At 59.0% G+C, this 17,436-nt stretch carries 18 protein-coding genes; 3 read left to right on the forward strand and 15 right to left on the reverse strand.

What is annotated here, in order from left to right:
- Positions 1-227 precede the first annotated feature (227 nt).
- Complete coding sequence (locus AB3Y40_RS02310) at positions 228-1,133, forward strand: LysR substrate-binding domain-containing protein (protein ID WP_369437188.1); 906 nt, start codon at positions 228-230, stop codon at positions 1,131-1,133.
- Here AB3Y40_RS02310 and AB3Y40_RS02315 read toward each other — a convergent pair.
- The 8 genes from AB3Y40_RS02315 to AB3Y40_RS02350 form a co-directional block, all read right to left on the reverse strand.
- The gene (locus tag AB3Y40_RS02315) at positions 1,116-1,781 is read right to left on the reverse strand and encodes a fumarate hydratase C-terminal domain-containing protein (RefSeq protein WP_369437189.1); all 666 of its coding nucleotides are present in this window, start codon (positions 1,779-1,781) and stop codon (positions 1,116-1,118) included. The two genes, AB3Y40_RS02310 and AB3Y40_RS02315, sit on opposite strands and share 18 nt — an antisense overlap.
- Positions 1,778-2,692, reverse strand: a complete 915-nt coding sequence (locus AB3Y40_RS02320) for a homocysteine S-methyltransferase family protein (protein WP_369437190.1) — start codon at positions 2,690-2,692, stop codon at positions 1,778-1,780. The genes AB3Y40_RS02315 and AB3Y40_RS02320 overlap by 4 nt, the downstream gene beginning before the upstream one ends.
- Positions 2,693-3,649, reverse strand: a complete 957-nt coding sequence (locus AB3Y40_RS02325; protein ID WP_369437191.1) for a fumarate hydratase — start codon at positions 3,647-3,649, stop codon at positions 2,693-2,695.
- 34 nt (positions 3,650-3,683) lie between these two features.
- A complete protein-coding gene (locus tag AB3Y40_RS02330) occupies positions 3,684-5,441 on the reverse strand; it encodes an L-aspartate oxidase (protein ID WP_369437192.1) in 1,758 nt (585 codons plus the stop codon).
- Entirely contained in the window at positions 5,441-5,794 is a 354-nt protein-coding gene (gene sdhC, locus AB3Y40_RS02335) for a succinate dehydrogenase, cytochrome b556 subunit (protein WP_369437193.1), read from the reverse strand. The genes AB3Y40_RS02330 and sdhC overlap by 1 nt, the downstream gene beginning before the upstream one ends.
- Positions 5,791-6,123, reverse strand: a complete 333-nt coding sequence (locus AB3Y40_RS02340) for a succinate dehydrogenase (RefSeq protein WP_369437194.1) — start codon at positions 6,121-6,123, stop codon at positions 5,791-5,793. The genes sdhC and AB3Y40_RS02340 overlap by 4 nt, the downstream gene beginning before the upstream one ends.
- Positions 6,123-6,833: a succinate dehydrogenase/fumarate reductase iron-sulfur subunit gene (locus AB3Y40_RS02345; RefSeq protein ID WP_369437195.1), complete on the reverse strand. Its 711-nt coding sequence runs from the start codon at positions 6,831-6,833 to the stop codon at positions 6,123-6,125. The genes AB3Y40_RS02340 and AB3Y40_RS02345 overlap by 1 nt, the downstream gene beginning before the upstream one ends.
- An 82-nt stretch (positions 6,834-6,915) precedes the next feature.
- Positions 6,916-7,983 carry a zinc-binding dehydrogenase gene (locus AB3Y40_RS02350; RefSeq protein WP_369437196.1) on the reverse strand — a complete coding sequence of 356 codons (1,068 nt, stop codon included), beginning with the start codon at positions 7,981-7,983 and terminating at the stop codon, positions 6,916-6,918.
- A 229-nt stretch (positions 7,984-8,212) separates the two neighbouring features.
- Between AB3Y40_RS02350 and AB3Y40_RS02355 the strand changes: the two genes are divergently transcribed.
- Together AB3Y40_RS02355 and AB3Y40_RS02360 are read left to right on the forward strand one after the other, a co-directional pair.
- A complete protein-coding gene (locus AB3Y40_RS02355) occupies positions 8,213-8,791 on the forward strand; it encodes a TRAP transporter small permease (RefSeq protein ID WP_369437197.1) in 579 nt (192 codons plus the stop codon).
- Positions 8,788-10,101, forward strand: coding sequence for a TRAP transporter large permease (locus AB3Y40_RS02360; RefSeq protein WP_369437198.1), 1,314 nt, complete (start codon positions 8,788-8,790; stop codon positions 10,099-10,101). Before AB3Y40_RS02355 ends, AB3Y40_RS02360 begins: the two co-directional genes overlap by 4 nt.
- Positions 10,102-10,109: 8 nt before the next feature.
- Here AB3Y40_RS02360 and AB3Y40_RS02365 read toward each other — a convergent pair whose 3' ends face one another.
- The 7 genes from AB3Y40_RS02365 to AB3Y40_RS02395 all read right to left on the reverse strand — a co-directional run bounded on the left by AB3Y40_RS02365 (position 10,110) and on the right by AB3Y40_RS02395 (position 17,430).
- A complete protein-coding gene (locus AB3Y40_RS02365) occupies positions 10,110-10,841 on the reverse strand; it encodes a peptidase (RefSeq protein ID WP_369437199.1) in 732 nt (243 codons plus the stop codon).
- 33 nt (positions 10,842-10,874) lie between these two features.
- Entirely contained in the window at positions 10,875-11,675 is an 801-nt protein-coding gene (locus AB3Y40_RS02370; protein ID WP_369437200.1) for a transglutaminase family protein, read from the reverse strand.
- The gene (locus AB3Y40_RS02375; RefSeq protein WP_369437201.1) at positions 11,675-12,616 is read right to left on the reverse strand and encodes an alpha-E domain-containing protein; all 942 of its coding nucleotides are present in this window, start codon (positions 12,614-12,616) and stop codon (positions 11,675-11,677) included. The genes AB3Y40_RS02370 and AB3Y40_RS02375 overlap by 1 nt, the downstream gene beginning before the upstream one ends.
- Position 12,617: 1 nt before the next feature.
- Complete coding sequence (locus AB3Y40_RS02380) at positions 12,618-14,033, reverse strand: circularly permuted type 2 ATP-grasp protein (RefSeq protein ID WP_369437202.1); 1,416 nt, start codon at positions 14,031-14,033, stop codon at positions 12,618-12,620.
- A 146-nt stretch (positions 14,034-14,179) separates the two neighbouring features.
- Complete coding sequence (locus AB3Y40_RS02385) at positions 14,180-14,833, reverse strand: hypothetical protein (protein ID WP_369437203.1); 654 nt, start codon at positions 14,831-14,833, stop codon at positions 14,180-14,182.
- Between the two features lie 144 nt (positions 14,834-14,977).
- On the reverse strand, positions 14,978-16,549 hold the full coding sequence (locus AB3Y40_RS02390; RefSeq protein ID WP_369437204.1) for a caspase family protein: 1,572 nt from the start codon (positions 16,547-16,549) through the stop codon (positions 14,978-14,980).
- Positions 16,546-17,430 (reverse strand): OmpA family protein, encoded by an 885-nt coding sequence (locus AB3Y40_RS02395; RefSeq protein WP_369437205.1) that lies wholly within the window; start codon positions 17,428-17,430, stop codon positions 16,546-16,548. Before AB3Y40_RS02395 ends, AB3Y40_RS02390 begins: the two co-directional genes overlap by 4 nt.
- Positions 17,431-17,436: the final 6 nt, after the last annotated feature.

Genomic DNA, 17,436 nt, shown 5'->3' on the forward strand with positions numbered 1-17,436 from the left:
CACGATCTTATGATCTTATGATCTTATGATCTTATGATCTTATGATCTTATGATCTTATGATCTTATGATCTTATGATCTTATGATCTTATGATCTTATGATCTTATGATCTTATGAACTTCTGACTTCTGGGCGGGTCGTTGTGCGCTCTCGTTTCGTTAACTGTTCTTTCGAGCGCCGGGTCGTGATTTAAGTAATCGAAAGCAAGCTTTGCGAAAGCCCGACGGATGTCCATCAGATTGCTCCGCACGCTCGTCGCGGTGTCCGAGGTCAAGACCTTTACCGCCGCAGCCGAGGTTGTGCATGTCACCCACGCCGCAGTGAGCCAGCAGATGCGCACGCTCGAGGCAGATTTGGGAGTGGAGCTTTTTGATCGCTCCAAGCGGACACCGGAACTGACGCCCTTGGGGCATCAAATCGTCGCCAAGGCCCGCAGCGTGGTTGCCGCCTATGACGACCTGCTGCCCTCTGTTCTGGCTGACAACGGCTTGCGCGGCGTGATCAACTTTGGTGCAATTCCATCAACCTTGACCGGCCTGACCCCGCAAGCAATGAGCGTGCTCAAGGCACGCTATCCGGAGGTTGGGCTGCATATCCGCCCTGGTCTTACCCAGCACCTCATTGTCGAAGTGGAACGTGGTGCGCTCGATGCGGCGATAGTGTCCCGCCCACATCTGATGCCCGCAGGCCTGATTTTTCGTCCTTTGGCCGAGGAACCAATGCAATTGATCGCGGCCGCGTGTGAAACAGAGAATGATCCCATCGAACTGCTGCAGACCCGTCCGTTCATCAGGTTCAACCGCAACGCTGTTGTTGGCACGCTGATCGACAATTGGATCCGGTCCCGCAACCTGCGCGTGACCGAAACGATGGAGCTTAACAGCCCAGAAGCCATCACCAGCATGGTCGAACAGGACCTTGGGGTGTCGATTGTGCCGGATCTTGCGGTCAAACCGTCCGGCGACGACTTCGTTAGACGCATAGCACTTGGGCCGGACAGGCCGGTCAGAACGTTAGGGTTGGTGCATCAGGACAGCCCGATCAAAGCGGAGGCGATGGACGCCCTATTTGATGCGCTGTCGCATGTGATTTCACGGACCGGATCAACGCTTGCCTCAGATCACCTCGTCTGAGCGGTCATCGCTTTCGCCGTAGCGTTTCAGAACGGCAGGTTTTGTGCCCTCATAAACCTGCGCGATATTTTCAGCGATCTTGGCATTTTCGCGCTCGAACAAGCAATTTCCATCCAGGTCCGACGCCACGATGAACGGCCCCATTTTGTTACATTTTATCACCCACATGGCCTGCGCAAGGCCCAACTCCTCGTTCCAATGCACAGCTTCGACCGTCTCAACCCCGCGCCCCAATAACGCACCGGTGCCATAGCCGACCGTGGACAAATAGATGGCCCCATTTGGGACGAAATAGTCCCTATAGTCCTTTGACGTCATGCCGCCTTTGCCCACAATCAGTTTGGCCCCGGTCTTAGCGATCCACTCTGGCAACCACTTGGCAAAACGAAAGGATGCAGTGGCGGTGACTGCACCCATGTCAAAGCTGCCATCAGGATTGATCCGGGCAGCAGGCGAGCAATGGAAATTCGCAGCAGACTGGCGCGGTAGTTCCATCGGAATATTTGCCCGATCCTCCAACGCGCGCATATAGACGCCTTCGCGTGCGGTATACATCAGCCCATCCAAATAAACGACGTCGCCAAGGCGCAAGTCTGCAATCGCCTCAGGCGTGGGCGTCGTGGACAGTCGCACTTCGCGCGGGCTCACGCGGTGACCCCTGCTGCGATCCGCCCTAAATGGCGCATGTCGGTGCCGCAGCAGCCGCCCAACACAGACAAATGCGGGTGCTCCGCGATCAACTTTGCCACCTCTTTCCCCAGTTCATCGGGGTCGCCGTCATCCAGTTCTGTCGCGTCGTCCAGTTCCGCATGTGAACAGCGCGAGGCATTGACCACGACGCCCTTCAGACGCGGATTATCCGGCAGTGTCGCGCTAAAATGGGCGGGATGCGCGCAATTGACCATGAAGTACTGCGGCGCAGTGTTGGTCAGCGCGTCAATCTCATCCAGCGCCTCTGCCAGCGATTGTCCGTTGTGCAACCGCCCGTCCGTTTCGACGACCAGTGAAACGGCGATGGGCAGTCCCAGATCGCCCGCGGCCAGTGCCGCACCTGCGGCCTCTTGCACTTGATTGAACGTATAGGCGTTGACCAGATCAAGGCCCGCGTCTGCAACCCAGCCCAATTGTTCGCGGTGATAACTGCGTGCCGTTTCCACATCCAAGGGATCAAGTGTGGTGTAGGGGTCGCGCGCGGGGCCAAGGCAAAGCGCAAGCAGGACATCATTTGTTTCCGACGCGTCGCGCATTTCCCGCATCATCGCAACTGCCGCTTGGTTGATCGTCGCAAGGGTTTCGGTATCGTACCCCAGCGGCGCTGCACGGTCCCGGCTCGCCATCCAGGTTGGCGTGTCCAGAATGGCACCCATGCCCGCGCCATTTGCGACCGCCATCAATTCGCGCATTTGCTGGACAAGTACCGGTTGCGCGGTGGGGTTATTGACCAACGGAAATGATGCAAACCCCGGCAGGTCGATCCCGCGATTGAAAATAAGGTCGGTCCCGGTTCCAGCAAATACCAGAAAGCGTTTGTCAGTTGCGTTGGGCAAGTTTCGTTTCATCTATTCCGCGGCCTCCTGTGCGGGTGCCCAATCCACCGTTTCGCGCCGCTGGTAGGGCGTAAACCAATCGGGGTCTGTCCGATGCTCAACCCGACCGTCGGCGTAAATGCGGGCCACGGCGCGGCGGGATGACAGACAGAAGGCGTGCACCGACATGGGCATCCCGCCCGTGTGGCAATAGCCGACCTCGATATTGCAATCGATCACCATGTTCTTGCCGACAAAACCCATCGCGCCCATGCCGATGGAGTTGCCCAGCTCTTTGAATTCATCCTCCATCTCGGCGATGCGCGGATCGCTGTTGCGGCTGCCCACTACCCGCAGGGTCGAGGCACGCTTGCCAAGCGTCATGCAGATATCTTTGGACCCACCCAGACCGATCCCGATGATCGCAGGCTGACAGGCAAGGCCGCGTTTGCCGAACGCCATCAGACTATCAAGATAAAATCGCTTGATCCCCTGAACGCCGTCAGAAGGGAAAAGCATCCTGTAGTCCGACCCGAAAAGCCCGCCCTTATGCACGGTGATCAGGTCGATCCACGCGCCCTCTGGTTCGAACCCGTATTCGACTTCGGGCGCGCCAATGCCCACGTTGTTGTTGTGGTCCGTGCGCCACAGCGGATGCACCCGGTTGGGACGTAACGGCACACCGTTGGTGGCATTGGCTGTGGCGCGGCGCAGCGCGGTTTCGAGCGCGACCATGCCACCTTCCACTTGCGCCTCGTTCCCCAACTTCACAAACCAACGGGGCACGCCGGTATCGCCACACATCGCGCGGCGGTCTTCCTTGGCGGCTTGGTAATTGTCGAGCATGGCCTTGAGGACAAAAGAAGACAGATCGCCATCCTCTGTCTTGGCGGCCTGTTGCAAGCCTTCCAGATAGTCTTGCGGGATCTCAATGGCAGCCTTGTCCATGAGGGTTTCGGCGGTCGACTGGATAAGGGAGATGGGGATCATCGGTCGCCACCTGCGCGGCTTATGCAGCATTTCGTCATGGCGCAGCCACCAAGGTTTCCGGCTCTCCCGGAGGCAGCACGCTTTCCCCCGGTTTCACGATGGTGAATTGCACAGGTTCCGTTCCGACCTTCACCTTGTCCCCTTCCATCTGCGCCACCGTATAGTGGCTATCCTCCATCGCCCCCGGCGCTGGGAAATCCTCTCGGTAATGTGCGCCGCGCGAGTTTTCGCGGGCAAGGCCAGCCTTGGTGATCACCTGCGATATATCACAAAGTGACCGCAGGTTCAGCCAATCGTGCCAGGTCAGGTTGAAGGCAAGATTGCCATCGTCCACGCCGACATCCATCAGCGCATCTGACACGGCTGCGATGCCTGTCAGTCCGCGTTTCATGCCTGCCTCTGTGCGCATCACACCGACCTCGTCCCACATCACATCCTGCAACTGCTTGCGCAGTGGAAAGATCAGATCAGGTTTGCGGCTCAAGGGGTGGGTTGCGCGTTCCCATTCTGCGGCCAGTGCGCTTTCATCGGGCTCGCGCAAGGTCATTCCGGCGACATCTTTGCCCATCACATCACCGGCAATGCCGCCATAAACGGTGGAATTGGCCACGCCATTGCCGCCCAGTCTGTTGGACCCATGCGCGCCGCCTGCGTCCTCGCCTGCCACATAAAGCCCCTCCATCGCGGTCCGTGTGTCCACATCAACCACAACGCCACCCATGAAATAATGCGCCGTCGGCACAACCTCGACCTGACCGCCCGCCAAATCAAAACCGCTGTCAGAGCAGCGCTTGACCATGCCCTTGAACTTTTGCGCGACCCACTCAGGCCCAAGGTGCGACATCGAGATGAACACACCTTCTTGCGTGGGATCGTTGTTCTTGCGCATCTCGGCATAGATGCCGCGGCTGACCACATCGCGGGTCGCACGTTCACCCTTGGCATCATAGTCGAACATAAAGCGCTGGCCTGCATAGTTGATCAGTTGCCCGCCCGCGCCGCGCAGACCCTCTTCTAACACGGTGCCAGTCATCCGGGTGTGATCGCCTGCCAGCAATCCGGTTGGGTGGAATTGAACCATCTCCATATCGCGCAATGGCAGGCCCGCGCGCAGCGCCATGGCAAGCCCATCCATCGTCTTGTCGCCGCTGGGTGTGTGGTATTTGTACATGGTCGGGCCGCCGCCGGTGGCCATCAACACGCATTTGGCCCGCACAAAACGGAAACCCCCTGTGCGCATGTCGATCATCAGCACGCCGGCAAGCGCTGATCCGTCTTTGGTCGGGATCAGGCCAACTGCACGGTGCTCTTGCATCGTCTCAACCCCAGAGGCGAGCACTTTTTCCATCAGCCGGTTGATGATCTCGATGCCTGTCAAATCGCCCTTATGCACGGTGCGGTCTGCGGTCTGTCCGGCAAAAGCCTTTTGATGAAGCGAGCCATCGGGATTGCGATCAAAGAAGCAGCCGACTTCATTTTCCAACTCGCGGATGCGGACAACGGCCTGTTCGCACAACCGCCACGCCATATCCTGATTGGGCAGCCATTTGCCCCCCTGGATCGTATCCATAAAGTGCCGCTCGACCGTGTCGCCACCACCAAGTGCCACATTATAGCCGCCCTGCACCATGCGCGTGCAGCCGCATTTGCCGATCAGCCCCTTCACCGCAATGGAGATCCGGGTCCCATCTGGCGCTGTTTGCTGGGCATGCAGAGCCGCAAAAAGCCCCGCCCCCCCCGTCCCAAGGATCAGAATGTCGGTGTCATGGCGGGTGATATCGGGGCTTTTCATCACAGCGCCCGCATCAAAAACAAAAGCGCAATCAGGGCCGCAGCCGCCGCCGCACTGGCGGCCAGGGTCTTTTGCCGTGGCGACCAAGGCAGCCAATCCATCGCCATCAGGCGCAGCCCGCCAAACATATGAACGGCCAGCAGAAAGACGAGGCCGAATTCAGCAAGCTTGACGATGCTGGCCTCTGTCATCTGCAAGAACCCATCAAGACGTGCAGGGTTGGTCATGGCCATCGCCAGCACCCAGAAATGCAGCGGCAAGAACAATGCCAGCGCCAAACCCGACAGACGGTGCACAATATAGGCCAGCCACAGGGGATGCGCCCGTGATGTGATGTTCCGCACCGTGCTCATCCGAATGTCACTGCCCAAACAGCGCGCGCACCCAAGGCAAACAGGCCCAATCCGCAAAGCCACATGAACCCTGTCAGCGCGGCGCCGGTTATCCCAACCCATTCACGCGCGATCACGCGCAGCCCGATGGCGCCGTGAATGGCAACAGCGACGACGAACGATCCGTAAAAGGTGAACCAAAGCACAGACCCTTGCGTGCGTCCCAGAATTTCCGCCGCACTCATTCCGCCTTGGATGGCGTAGATCATCACCGCCAGATGAACCAGAACAAAGGGCGCCATGACCAACGCACTGATCCGTTGCAGCATATACAGACGCAGATCCAGCATCAGCGCCGCCGACCGAAAAAGCGGCGCGAGGTCTCGCGTTTGAGGCCCGCAATCGCTGACAAGGGATCAAGCTCATTGGGGCAATAGGTCGTACAAGACCCCATCGCATGGCAATTGTGGCAACCTCCCCGGGCAGAAACGGCGTCTAGGACCTGGGAACTCCCATCGTCTTTGACGTCATTCAGTAACGTCCACGCCCGCTGCAGGGCGGCAGGACCAAGGTAATCGGGGTTTCCTGCAACGGTGTCACACGCCGCATAGCAAGCCGCACAATTAATGCATTCAATCCCGGCGTCCGCCGTCACACGCGCATGCGTTGTGGCATCCACCGGGGCGATCGGATCATCTCTGGTCTGGCTGGGATGGTGCACGCCTTCGGCCGCAACCCACTTGTCAAAAAACGGGTCCATGTCGACCACAAGGTCCTTGATCACGGGCAGATTTCGCAAGGGTGCGATAGTGACCGCATCGCCGTCGCTGACCTTTGCGATATGCGTGCGACACGTCCATCGCGGCACACCATTGACCATCATGGCACAACTGCCGCACATCCCGACCCGGCAGGCGAAACGATAACTCAGCGTCGGATCGGCATTCTGCTGCACCCAGGACACGACATCCAAAACTGTTTGATTGTTCTGTGCAGGCACGTCGAAGGTCTGCATCCGACCTTGGTCTCGGGCAACAGTGACGTGAAGGGTTTTGGTCATCGGGTGCGCAACGCGGTCAGTTCAAGGCCAGCTCTGCCGAGTAGTGTATCTGAAAGTGTTGCTTGAGTGATGCGAAAATTCCTTACGGTTTTTGAAAGGCTGGCTTTCGGTTATCCACCCCGGCAAAGCGTGTGATGACTGCCGTGCCCGGTGCTGTCGGCCCTTGCATCGCGCGCAATTCCGCGCTGGAGTCTTCTAGCGCGACATGGCGTGCTACCATCGGCTCCAGATCCACATCTCCGCGGGCGATCATTTCCAAGAGCGTCGGGTACTTCCACGCTGGCATCCCGCGGGTGCCAAAGAATGACAGCTGCTTGGAATAAATCGCGCGCATGTTGACCTGCATCATTCCATCGCCAGAGGGCATTCCAACATGCACATGCCGCCCCAACGTCCTGAGACATTCAACAGATGCGTTGGTGGTCGCGGCAATTCCCAATGCCTCGACCGAGACATGCGCACCGCCACCGGTCAGGTCGCGGATTGCTTCGGCGGCATTGACCTCTGCGGCATTTACCGCAGCGTCCGCACCCAGCCCCGTCGCATGTTTCAGCTTTTCAGCGACGACATCCACAACAACCACACGGGCACCCAGCGCCTTGGCAAGCAAAAGTGTTGCCAGCCCGATCCCACCGGTGCCATGCACCGCCACCCATTCGCCAGCCCGCACATTGGCGCGATCTGTTAACGCGTGCCACGCGGTCGTCACCCGGCACCCCAGCCCTGCGGCCAGCGCGGGGGACATGGTGTCGGGCAGGTGCACAAGGTTGTGATCAAACGGCACAGCGACGAACTCGGCATAGGCCCCCGGCGTGCCAAAGCCCGGCACAATCGCGCTTTCGCAGGCATTGGAAACGCCCTGATGACATTCGGGGCACGTTCCGCAGGCCAGAATGAACGGCGCGATCAATCGGTCCCCAAGCTTGTGTTTTGCCTGCGGCCCCGCCGCAACCACCGTTCCGCAATACTCGTGACCCATGATGGAACCGGGCATGACCTTTGGATGCCCACCGACCCAACCGTGATAGTCAGACCGGCACACGCCGCAGGCTGCGACCTCTAGCACCACGCCGTCCGCCGGACACGCTGGGTCAGGCACCGTTTCGATGGACAGGTCTTCCTTGAACGCTTTGACAACGGCGGCACGCATGATGGGGAACTTTCTTGTTCACAGGATGAGCCGACCCGCAATTCCGTCCGGCAATACGCGTACTTTGGCGCGCGGGACGGGCTTCGCGCAAGAAAAGGCTATCGTCACGTTGCAACCTGCATGGCAGGAAATGCGAGGCTACCCCCTGAAATAGGCATTGACGCTCCGGCTTGAATTGACCAAGCCACCGCCCTGACGGTGTTGTCGGGTCATCCCAAAGGGGGGCGACATGTACAAATGGATCAGGCGCTTATCGCTTGGTATGGCGATCCTGGGCGGCCTTGTGCTGACCGCGTTGATCGGTGTTGTCTGCATGTCCGTGTTGGGGCGTGGTCTGAATGGCGCGATGCATGGGGCGATTGGCGACATCTGGCCCGGATTTGCCCAATGGGCGCTGGAAAGGGGCGTAGGGCCGATCAACGGCGATTTTGAGCTTGTGGAATCCGGGGTCGCATTTGCGATCTTCGCCTTCATGCCGCTTTGTCAACTCAGCGCGGGTCACGCCGCCGTTGATATCTTCACCAGCAAACTCCCCATGCGGCTGAATCGCATCCTGCGCATGGTGACCGATCTGATCTTCGCCGCCGTACTGATCCTGATTGCGGTGCAACTAAACGCAGGGCTGCAGTCAAAACTCCGCTATGGCGAGACGACGTTCCTGCTGCAGTTCCCGATCTGGTGGGCCTATGCGGCCAGTCTATTCGGTGCAGCGACCGCTGCGGTCGTCGGTGTCTACGTGGCAGTCGTCCGCATTGCAGAGGTTGCAACTGCGCGCGCCATTTTGCCGATCGAGGATGCCGCGCAATGACCACGCTTGAGATTGGTTTTGCATCCTTTCCGGCGCTTCTGGTGTTGATCTTCCTGCGGGTTCCCATTGGGTTAGCCATGTTTCTCACCGGATTGGGCGGGCTTTACCTGGTGACTGGCAACCTCAACTTGCCCCTTGGCCGGTTAAAGTCCGAAACCTTCACCACCTTTTCCAGCTATTCGCTGTCCATCGTGCCGATGTTTCTGCTGATGGGTCATTTTGCGACATTGGGTGGCATGTCGACAGCATTGTTCAAAGCGGCCGAGAGTTTTCTGGGCCACCGCAGGGGCGGGGTTGCGATGGCCGCCGTGGGGGCCTGTGCCGGCTTTGGATCAATCTGTGGGTCGTCGCTTGCCACTGCGGCCACGATGGGCCGCGTCGCTTTGCCGGAACTGCGGCGATACGGGTATGACGGGGGTTTTGCCACTGCGACTTTGGCGGCTGGTGGTACGTTGGGCATCCTGATCCCACCGTCGGTTGTGCTGGTGATTTATGCGATCTTGACCGAACAGAATATCGCCAAGCTGTTCCTTGCGGCCTTCATCCCCGGACTGCTGGCCGCACTGGGATATGTCATCGCAATTTCGATCTATGTGCGACTGAACCCCAACGCAGCGGGAACGCGGCCCTCTGTGCCCTATGCGGAACGTTTCGCCGCGCTTCTCAAGGTCTGGCCGGTCTTGTTGGTTTTTGGCCTTGTGGTTGGCGGCATTTATGCAGGCTGGTTCACGCCCACCGAGGGGGCCGCCGTGGGCGCCGCAGGCACCGGCGTGATCGCCTTGCTGAACGGTGGCCTCACATGGGGCACCTTGATCGACAGCTTTACGGTTACGGCCAAATCGACCGCGATGATCTTTTTCATCATCCTAGGGGCGGCCTTCTACAACGGTTTTCTGGCACTGACCCAAGCGCCGCAAGAGCTGTCGAATTATGTCGTCAATCAAGGCTTTAGCCCCTTGACGGTGCTGGTGCTGATTTTGATCTTTTATCTGATCTTTGGCTGCCTGATGGACAGCCTGTCGATGATCCTACTGACGGTCCCGATCTTCTTTCCGGTGATGATGCAGCTTGATTTCGGCCTTAGCGGGGAACACACCGCCATCTGGTTTGGCATCCTTGTGTTGATCGTGGTCGAGGTCGGCCTGATCACGCCGCCGGTGGGGATGAACCTCTTTGTGATCAACGCGATGGACCGCGAAACACCGATCCTGCAGACCTACAAGGCCGTGATCTACTATGTGGGAACCGACCTGGTCCGGGTGGCCATTCTCGTGATGTTCCCGGTCATCACGCTCTTCCTGATCTCCTGACAGCGGGATCAGATTTCGTAACGCGGAAGCTGCTCAAACGCGGCTTTCAGGGCGTCGCCCCACCCCGAAGAAATCGCGGCATAAACCGGGTCGTCTTCTTCGATCCGGGTCCGGCGGTCAGCGTGCATCGCGTTGTTCTCGTACACATGTAGGTCAAACGGAAGCCCCACGGACAAGTTCGATTTGACTGTTGAGTCAAACGACACGAGCAACAGTTTCACTGCGTCCTGAAACGACATCTGGGGGTCGTAGGCGCGGACCAGAATGGGCTTGCCGTACTTCGCCTCGCCAATCTGAAAGAAAGGTGTGTCGGCGGTAATCTCGATAAAGTTGCCTTGCGGATAGATCAAGAAAATCGTCGGTTGCCCTCCCTTGATTTGCCCGCCCACGATGGCAGAGGCGCTGAAGGCATCATCCGCGGTGGGGCCGTCGGGGCTGCTGTAGGCGATTACCTCTTTCAAGGTTGCACCAACCAATCGCGCAACCTGAAACATCGAGGTTTGGCGCAACATGCTGGGGTCGCGGTCTTCTGTCGCTTTGGACCGTTCGTCCAACAGGCTGATCATCGCCTGCGTTGTCGCCAGATTGCCCGCTGTCATGATGGTGATCGACAGCTCACCCGGCACTGACCAGGTGAACATCTTGCCGCTTGATGAAAAGTTGTCGACACCAGCGTTGGTGCGTGTGTCCGACATGAAAACAAGGCCGTGATCAAGGCGCAGGCCGACGCAATAGGTCATGGTGGTCTTTCCAAAACTGTCCGTGCGGGGAAATTACTGCTGCACCTGCAAAGATACAATCATGGACTCGTCGCCACTGCCCAAACGTAAGCCAGAAATGGGGGCTGCATCCTGCGCGTCGCGGCCCGTTGCAACGCGAACATAACGCTCATCGGGGGAGACACCGTTCGAGACGTCAAAGCCGACCCAGCCCAACCCGTCGACATGCACCTCTGCCCAGGCGTGGCTGGCATCTTGATCCACCCGGTCATTCATCATCAGATAGCCGCTGACGTAGCGCGCTGACAGACCGGTTTTGCGGGCCGCCGCAATCATGATGTGCGCGTGATCCTGACACACCCCGTGACCGATGGCGATTGCAGCCTCTCCAGTGGTGTCGGCCGACGTCTGGCCGGTCTTGTATGGCGTCGCCGTCAGGATGGCCGCTGACAAGCCGTGCAGCGCGTCCAGCAAGTCAGTCTTTTCTGGCAGGTGGTCATTGGCCAAGCCTGCGATTGCATCACCGGGCGTGGTCAGTGCTGTGGCCTGCTTGAAATGCCAAAGCGGGGCGCGGCCATAGCGCTTTCCAAGGATACCGGCGGTGTCATGCGTCGTCACGGTGCCGCTGGCGGTGATCGTCAGCGCGGTCTCGCCGGGTGTGGTGCTGACGAGATCGACGTGGTTGCCATAATGATCGCGATAGCTGGTTTCCTTTTTGCCACCGGTCACGGTGACATCCCAATCACCAACCGTCTGCATCGGGTCGTCAACAGGGCGCAGGCGCACCTTTTGCAAGGCATAGGTGACCGGCTGGTCATAGCTGTAGCGCGTGGAGTGATTAATGTGCAGCTGCATTATTGAATGAACCTGAAATCTTGTTCGATCTGTGTGCCCAGTCGCGCCGTCTCTGCCAGAATGTCGCTCAGGAATTCGTGCAGACCTTCTTCAAAAATGGACCCGATGTCGCGATCCTTCAACCGTGCCCGCAGCGCGCGTGCCAGTTGCAGGCTGTCCGATTCCTGACCATAGCTATCGGCAAGATATTCAAGGTTATCCATCAGTTGCCCGGCGCAAAAGTAAAGTGATCGGGGCATGCGCCGGTCTAAGATCAGAAAGGCCGCAATGTTGGGCGCATTGAAATCATCTTCGACCGCCCAACGGAACGACCGATGCGCCGAGACAGAGCGCAGAATGGTTTCCCATTGCACATTGTCCATCCGACTGCCCACGAAAGAAGGTGCAGGCAAAAGCGCGTAGTACTTCACATCAATGATCCGCGCGGTGCTGTCTATCCGTTCGACAAACGTGCCTAGACGGCAAAAATCATAGACATCATTGCGCAGCATCGTGCCGTGCAGTGCCCCGCGCACCAGCGCAGATTGCTGGCGAATCGTGGCCAGCACATTGGGCAGATCGGTTTCCGGCACGGGGTCGCGCAGGACGTCGCCCAGCAGCATCCATGTCTCATTCACGCTCGACCAGACCTCGTTTGTCAGGGCGGTGCGCACCAATCGGGCGTTATCCCGGGCCATCTTCATCACCGACAGGACCGAACTGGGATTGTCCGGATTGCGCAGCAAAAAGTCGGTCACGCGCGCGCTGTCATAACCGTCGTGCTTTGCATCATAGGAAGTTTGCGTCGCTGACGTGACGATCACCGATTTCCATTCGGCCTCTGCATCCGTGGAGCGAGTAAGCGCAATCCGAAACCCCGCCTCGATCAGGCGTGCGGTGTTTTCAGCCCGCTCTAGAAAGCGGAACATCCAATAAAGACCACCTGCGGTTTTTCCAAGCATATCAGTCTTCCAATACCCAGGTGTCTTTTGTGCCGCCGCCCTGACTGGAGTTCACAACAAGGCTGCCTTCGGTCAGTGCCACGCGGGTCAGCCCGCCCGGAGTGATGTCCACACCAGAGGGTGAAACAAGGGCAAAGGGCCGCAAATCAACATGGCGCGGGGCAAGCCCAGCCTCTGTGAAAATCGGAACGGTAGAAAGCGAAAGCGTGGGTTGTGCGATGTAGTTCGCAGGGTTTGCCCTCAGTTTCTCAGCAAAATCCGCCAGCTCTTTCTTATTGGCCGCAGGCCCGACAAGCATCCCGTAACCACCGGATCCGTGCACCTCTTTCACGACCAGATCGGCAAGGTTGTCGAGGACGTATTTCAGCGTGTCATGTTCGGAACAGCGGTGTGTTTCCACGTTCTTCAGGATCGCCCGTTCGCCCGTATAGAACTCAACGATATCAGGCATGTAGCTATAGATTGCTTTGTCATCTGCAACCCCGGTTCCGGGGGCATTGGCAATCGCGATGTTGCCTGCGCGATAGACATCCATGATCCCCGGCACACCAAGCATTGATGCGGGATTGAATGTCAGCGGATCAAGGAATTCGTCGTCTACACGGCGATAGATCACGTCGATCACCTTGTAGCCACGTGTGGTGCGCATCGCGATATGGCCGTCAACCACGCGCAGGTCATGGCCTTCGACCAGTTCCACGCCCATCTGGTCGGCCAGAAAGCTGTGTTCGTAATAGGCCGAATTATGAATGCCGGGTGTTAACACCACAACACAGGGCCGTCCGGTGCAGGATGCAGGCGCTGATGCCTCAAGCGAACGGCGCAGGTTCTTGGGATAATCGCTGACCCGCTGCACTTTGATCTTGCTGAAAAGCTCGGGGAACATCTGCAGCATCGTTTCGCGGTTTTCCAGCATATAGCTGACCCCGCTGGGGGTGCGCGCATTGTCTTCGAGCACAAAGAAATCATCTTCGCCAGTGCGGACAATATCGGTGCCGACGATATGTGTATAGACCTCGCCCGGCGGGCTGAAATCCATCATTTCAGGCAGAAAAGCATCATTCTGGGCGACAAGAGAGGTCGGCACGATCCCGGCCCGCAGAATTTCCTGCCGGTTATAGATGTCGTGCAGGAAGGCATTGATCGCGCGTACCCGTTGGTCGATGCCGCGCGACAGCTTGGTCCATTCCCGTCCCGAAATGATCCGCGGCACCAGATCAAACGGGATCAGCCGTTCTTCGGCGTCGGCCTGACCGTAGACGTTAAAGGTGATCCCGGTGCGCCGAAAAAACGCCTCTGCCTCGCTCGCTTTCTTGGCGAGCCGTTCGTTGTTTTGCTTGGCAAACCAGTCATCGTAGGCGGCGTAGGGCGGTCGCGTGCCATCGCCGGTGATCATTTCGCTGTAGTGTTGTCCCATGTTCTTAGGCTACTGCGTCTGATCCAAATAGCAATGTTTACCGGCGTTTAGGGGCGACGTCCGACACAAGTGCACAAAAAACAGGCAGGACAAAGGGGGTGCAATGTGCGTTTGATACGTGGGCTTGGGCTATCGGGATCAGCGCCTTAGGTCTTGCGCGCGGCCTCGACCTCTGCGTCGGTGATACTGGCGGCGATCATGCGGCGCTGCATCAAAAGGGACATCTTGTAGGTGTCTTCCAAAAACCCGGTTGAGGCGATCAAGACCCGCTTGGCGTCCGCTTCAAGACGGTCATCCTCGCGCCGGTCAAGCAGTTTGCCAAAGCGCAAATCCTCGATCAGCTTTTCGGTGGTTTTGGGCGACATATCGTCAATCAAAAGATGCCCGAATTCATAGATCGCAAACACCGGCGCGCCCAGGGCGCGGATGCTGTCGAGGATCTTGGCCTTGCGCTCGGGCTTGAAGATCGCTTTGCGGAACTCATTGGGAGACTTGGAAAAATTCGGATCGGCAAGCTGTCCGTTGATCTTGTCATTATGGCTGTCGATGAAGACGCTGATCTGTTCGGCGTCCGTGCAATCAAGGGCGCGCAGGAAGAACATGAACTGGGTGAAGTGCAGCAGATAGTCGTGGCCATTCGCCCCCATGATTGTCGGAAAATCCGACAATGGCGCAGCTTTTTGCAACTCGGCCCGGACGGTTTCAAAGAACCAGTTTTCGGTCCGGAGTGAGGCTTCGACGGTTTCAAAGGCATGGATCAGCGCGGTCTGCGCCTTGTCGTTTTCGCCTGTGTCCGTCATGCGCCGTCCCCCTGCCAAAAAGGTGGGGCGCTTCGTCTAAGAGGTCAAGTGTGAACAGACCGTTGGCCCATCGGACAGGATGCACAAACGATGCACATCACATGCACACCCTATACAGCCACAGATCCTAACAGCGGTTAACCATCATGGCCGGGTGTAGAACGGGAAAAGCGCGATCCGGGGTTGTGTGTCCATCTTCAACACGGCGGTGCGCAGCACCTCCCATAGTTTTGGGGTGCGGCTGGATTGGCTGTCGAGATGGGACAGGACCGCACGCAGATCAGCGCCGTCACCGTTGGTTTCAATGGCGATGATATGATCCGCCCCAAAGGGCGGTGTCACCTGTAAAACAAGGTTCAAAGGGTCCGCGGGGATCACAGCCTGGGGGTCATTGATGCCGTCGCCCTGATAGGGATAAAGCAAAGACACCGACCCGTCAGAGGCGACAGCAACAAGCGTGATATAGGGCGTGCTGCGGCCCCTGATCTGCACAGTCACGCGGTCGCGGCTGGTATAGCTCCGGTCGCCTTCGGCAAAGCGCACCTCGAGCCTTCCGGCGGGACCGGCATCTGCGATGGCCTGTGTCACCCGCATTTTGTTAACCGCTTGTTCAAGACCTGCGGCAGCCGAGGATTCGTCAAAACTGGCCAGCACATCGCCCACGGTCGAGCGCAGGACACCCGCCGAGAAATCGGCAAAGGCCCCGGCAGCCAGCGGGTCTTCGACCAGTTGCACCCCGTCGATCCCGGCCAGCACCGTGGCCCCGAAATTGCCGCCGTTTTGGGCGACGGCCAGTGGCGGCAAACCGGCGAGGGTTTTTTCAAACGGAGAGACCTCGATCATCACCGGGGTAGGGGCACCATCGAGTGCGAACAGGACGCGTTCCTCGTCGCCACGCGGGCTGATCTGAGGCGCTTGCAGGCCTTGGCTGACTTCACGGACCGAGCGGCGCACATAAGAGGCCAGTTCGTCCTTGGTCACTGCACCGTTTTCGTCTGTGTCCGCAGCCCCCCGTAGGCCACGGGCAAAGGAATAGGACAGCGCGCCGCGCGGTGCGCCGTCGATCAGGAATTCCGGCACCTTGTTGGCGTCATCGACGGCGGCCAGAAACAGCGCCACGTCATCCTTGCCTTCGCTGGGCGACGTGCGGGGCGGGGGTGGCGGAAGTGGATCATCGGACAGCTTGCCGCCGATCACATAGCGGTAGCCCAAGACCGGGGTCACGTTGCGCGACACGGTGCCGGAATGGCAGCTGTCGGCCAGAAACACGACCTCTGCCTGCGGGGTCAGGGCAATCAGCGCCGCGATTTCATCATCGCGGATGCGTTCGGCGGCCCCGGCCCCCTGAAACGAAAAGCCCGAAAGTAGGAAGTTCTCGTCCCGGCCATCCGCTTCGGACCCGATGATATATTCAGGTTCATAAGACCCGTGGCCGGCATAGCTGACCACCAGCCGGTCGCCGGGTTGGACCTTGGCGGCGGTCGCTTCCCAAGCAGCGAAGATCGCGGCGCGGGTGGCGTCCTGGTCCAGAAGCAACGTGACTTCGGCCCCGATGCCCGCCAGCGCGTCCGCGATGTCGCGCGCGTCATTCACCGCCCCTTGCAGGTCCGGCACGTTGGCATAGTCGTCGATGCCAATCACAAGGCCATAGGTCTTTTCGGCCCAGGCGGGCAGGGCGGCGCAGCAAAGTGCTGCGGCTGTGACAAGCGCCTTCATTGGCTTGCAAAGGACACGCGCCGCGCGATGCGGTGGTGCTCCTCTGATCCGGCCTCGATCCCCGCAGGGGGCTCTGGCAGGCGGCTTTCGCCGTAGGGGGTTGTGATGATGTCACCGGTAAAGCCGGCGGCCTTGATGTAGGTCGCCAGTGCCTCGGCGCGGGCTTCAGACAGGGCAAGGTTGAAGTCTTCGCCGCCGACGGGGTCGGTGTGGCCGCCAAGGTTTACGCTGACCGGGTTCACCATCAGCAGGTGGTTGACCAGCGCGTTGGCGTAGTCCAGTCCGGCGGCGTCAAATTGCACCGAGTTATATTCAAAGGTGATCGGCAGCGGGATTTCCTCGACCTCAAAGCCGCGCACCTTGCCGGTTAGCATCACGCTGGGGTTGCCTGCGCGGGTGACCGGCAAGTCCACAACGTCATCGGACAAGGCCAGTGCGGCGGTCGCGAGTTGGTAGATTTCTGCAATTTCATCGGTGGCGGCGTCATGGCTTTGGTCGCCCTCGGCCAGTTCGTTCAGCGCAAGTTGGAAGTTGGCCGCGGCGTTTGCATAATCGGCGGCGGCCCAGTCGAGATGGCCCAACCCGGCGAAGCTGCGCCAGTGGCGTTCATAGCCCAGCGCGGTTTGCAGGGCGGCGCGTTTGGTGGCGTCATCAGCATCGGTCAGCGTCACGGCAAAGGCATCGCGGGCCAGAAAGTCGCCGACCCATTCGCGAAAATCGTCAGTGCAATCGTTGTCGGCCACCAGCCCGTCAAATAGGGCGGTTGCAGCGGCCGCGTCATTACTTTGGACGGCGGCGACGGCAGCGTCGTAGTTGTCGCAGGCCAGTGCCGGTGTGGCAATGCTGAGACCCAGCAGGGTCAGAAGGGAAAGGTGTCTCATCCAAAG

Origin of the sequence: Yoonia sp. R2331, from assembly GCF_041103235.1 — a bacterium.
Lineage (GTDB): Bacteria > Pseudomonadota > Alphaproteobacteria > Rhodobacterales > Rhodobacteraceae > CANMYO01.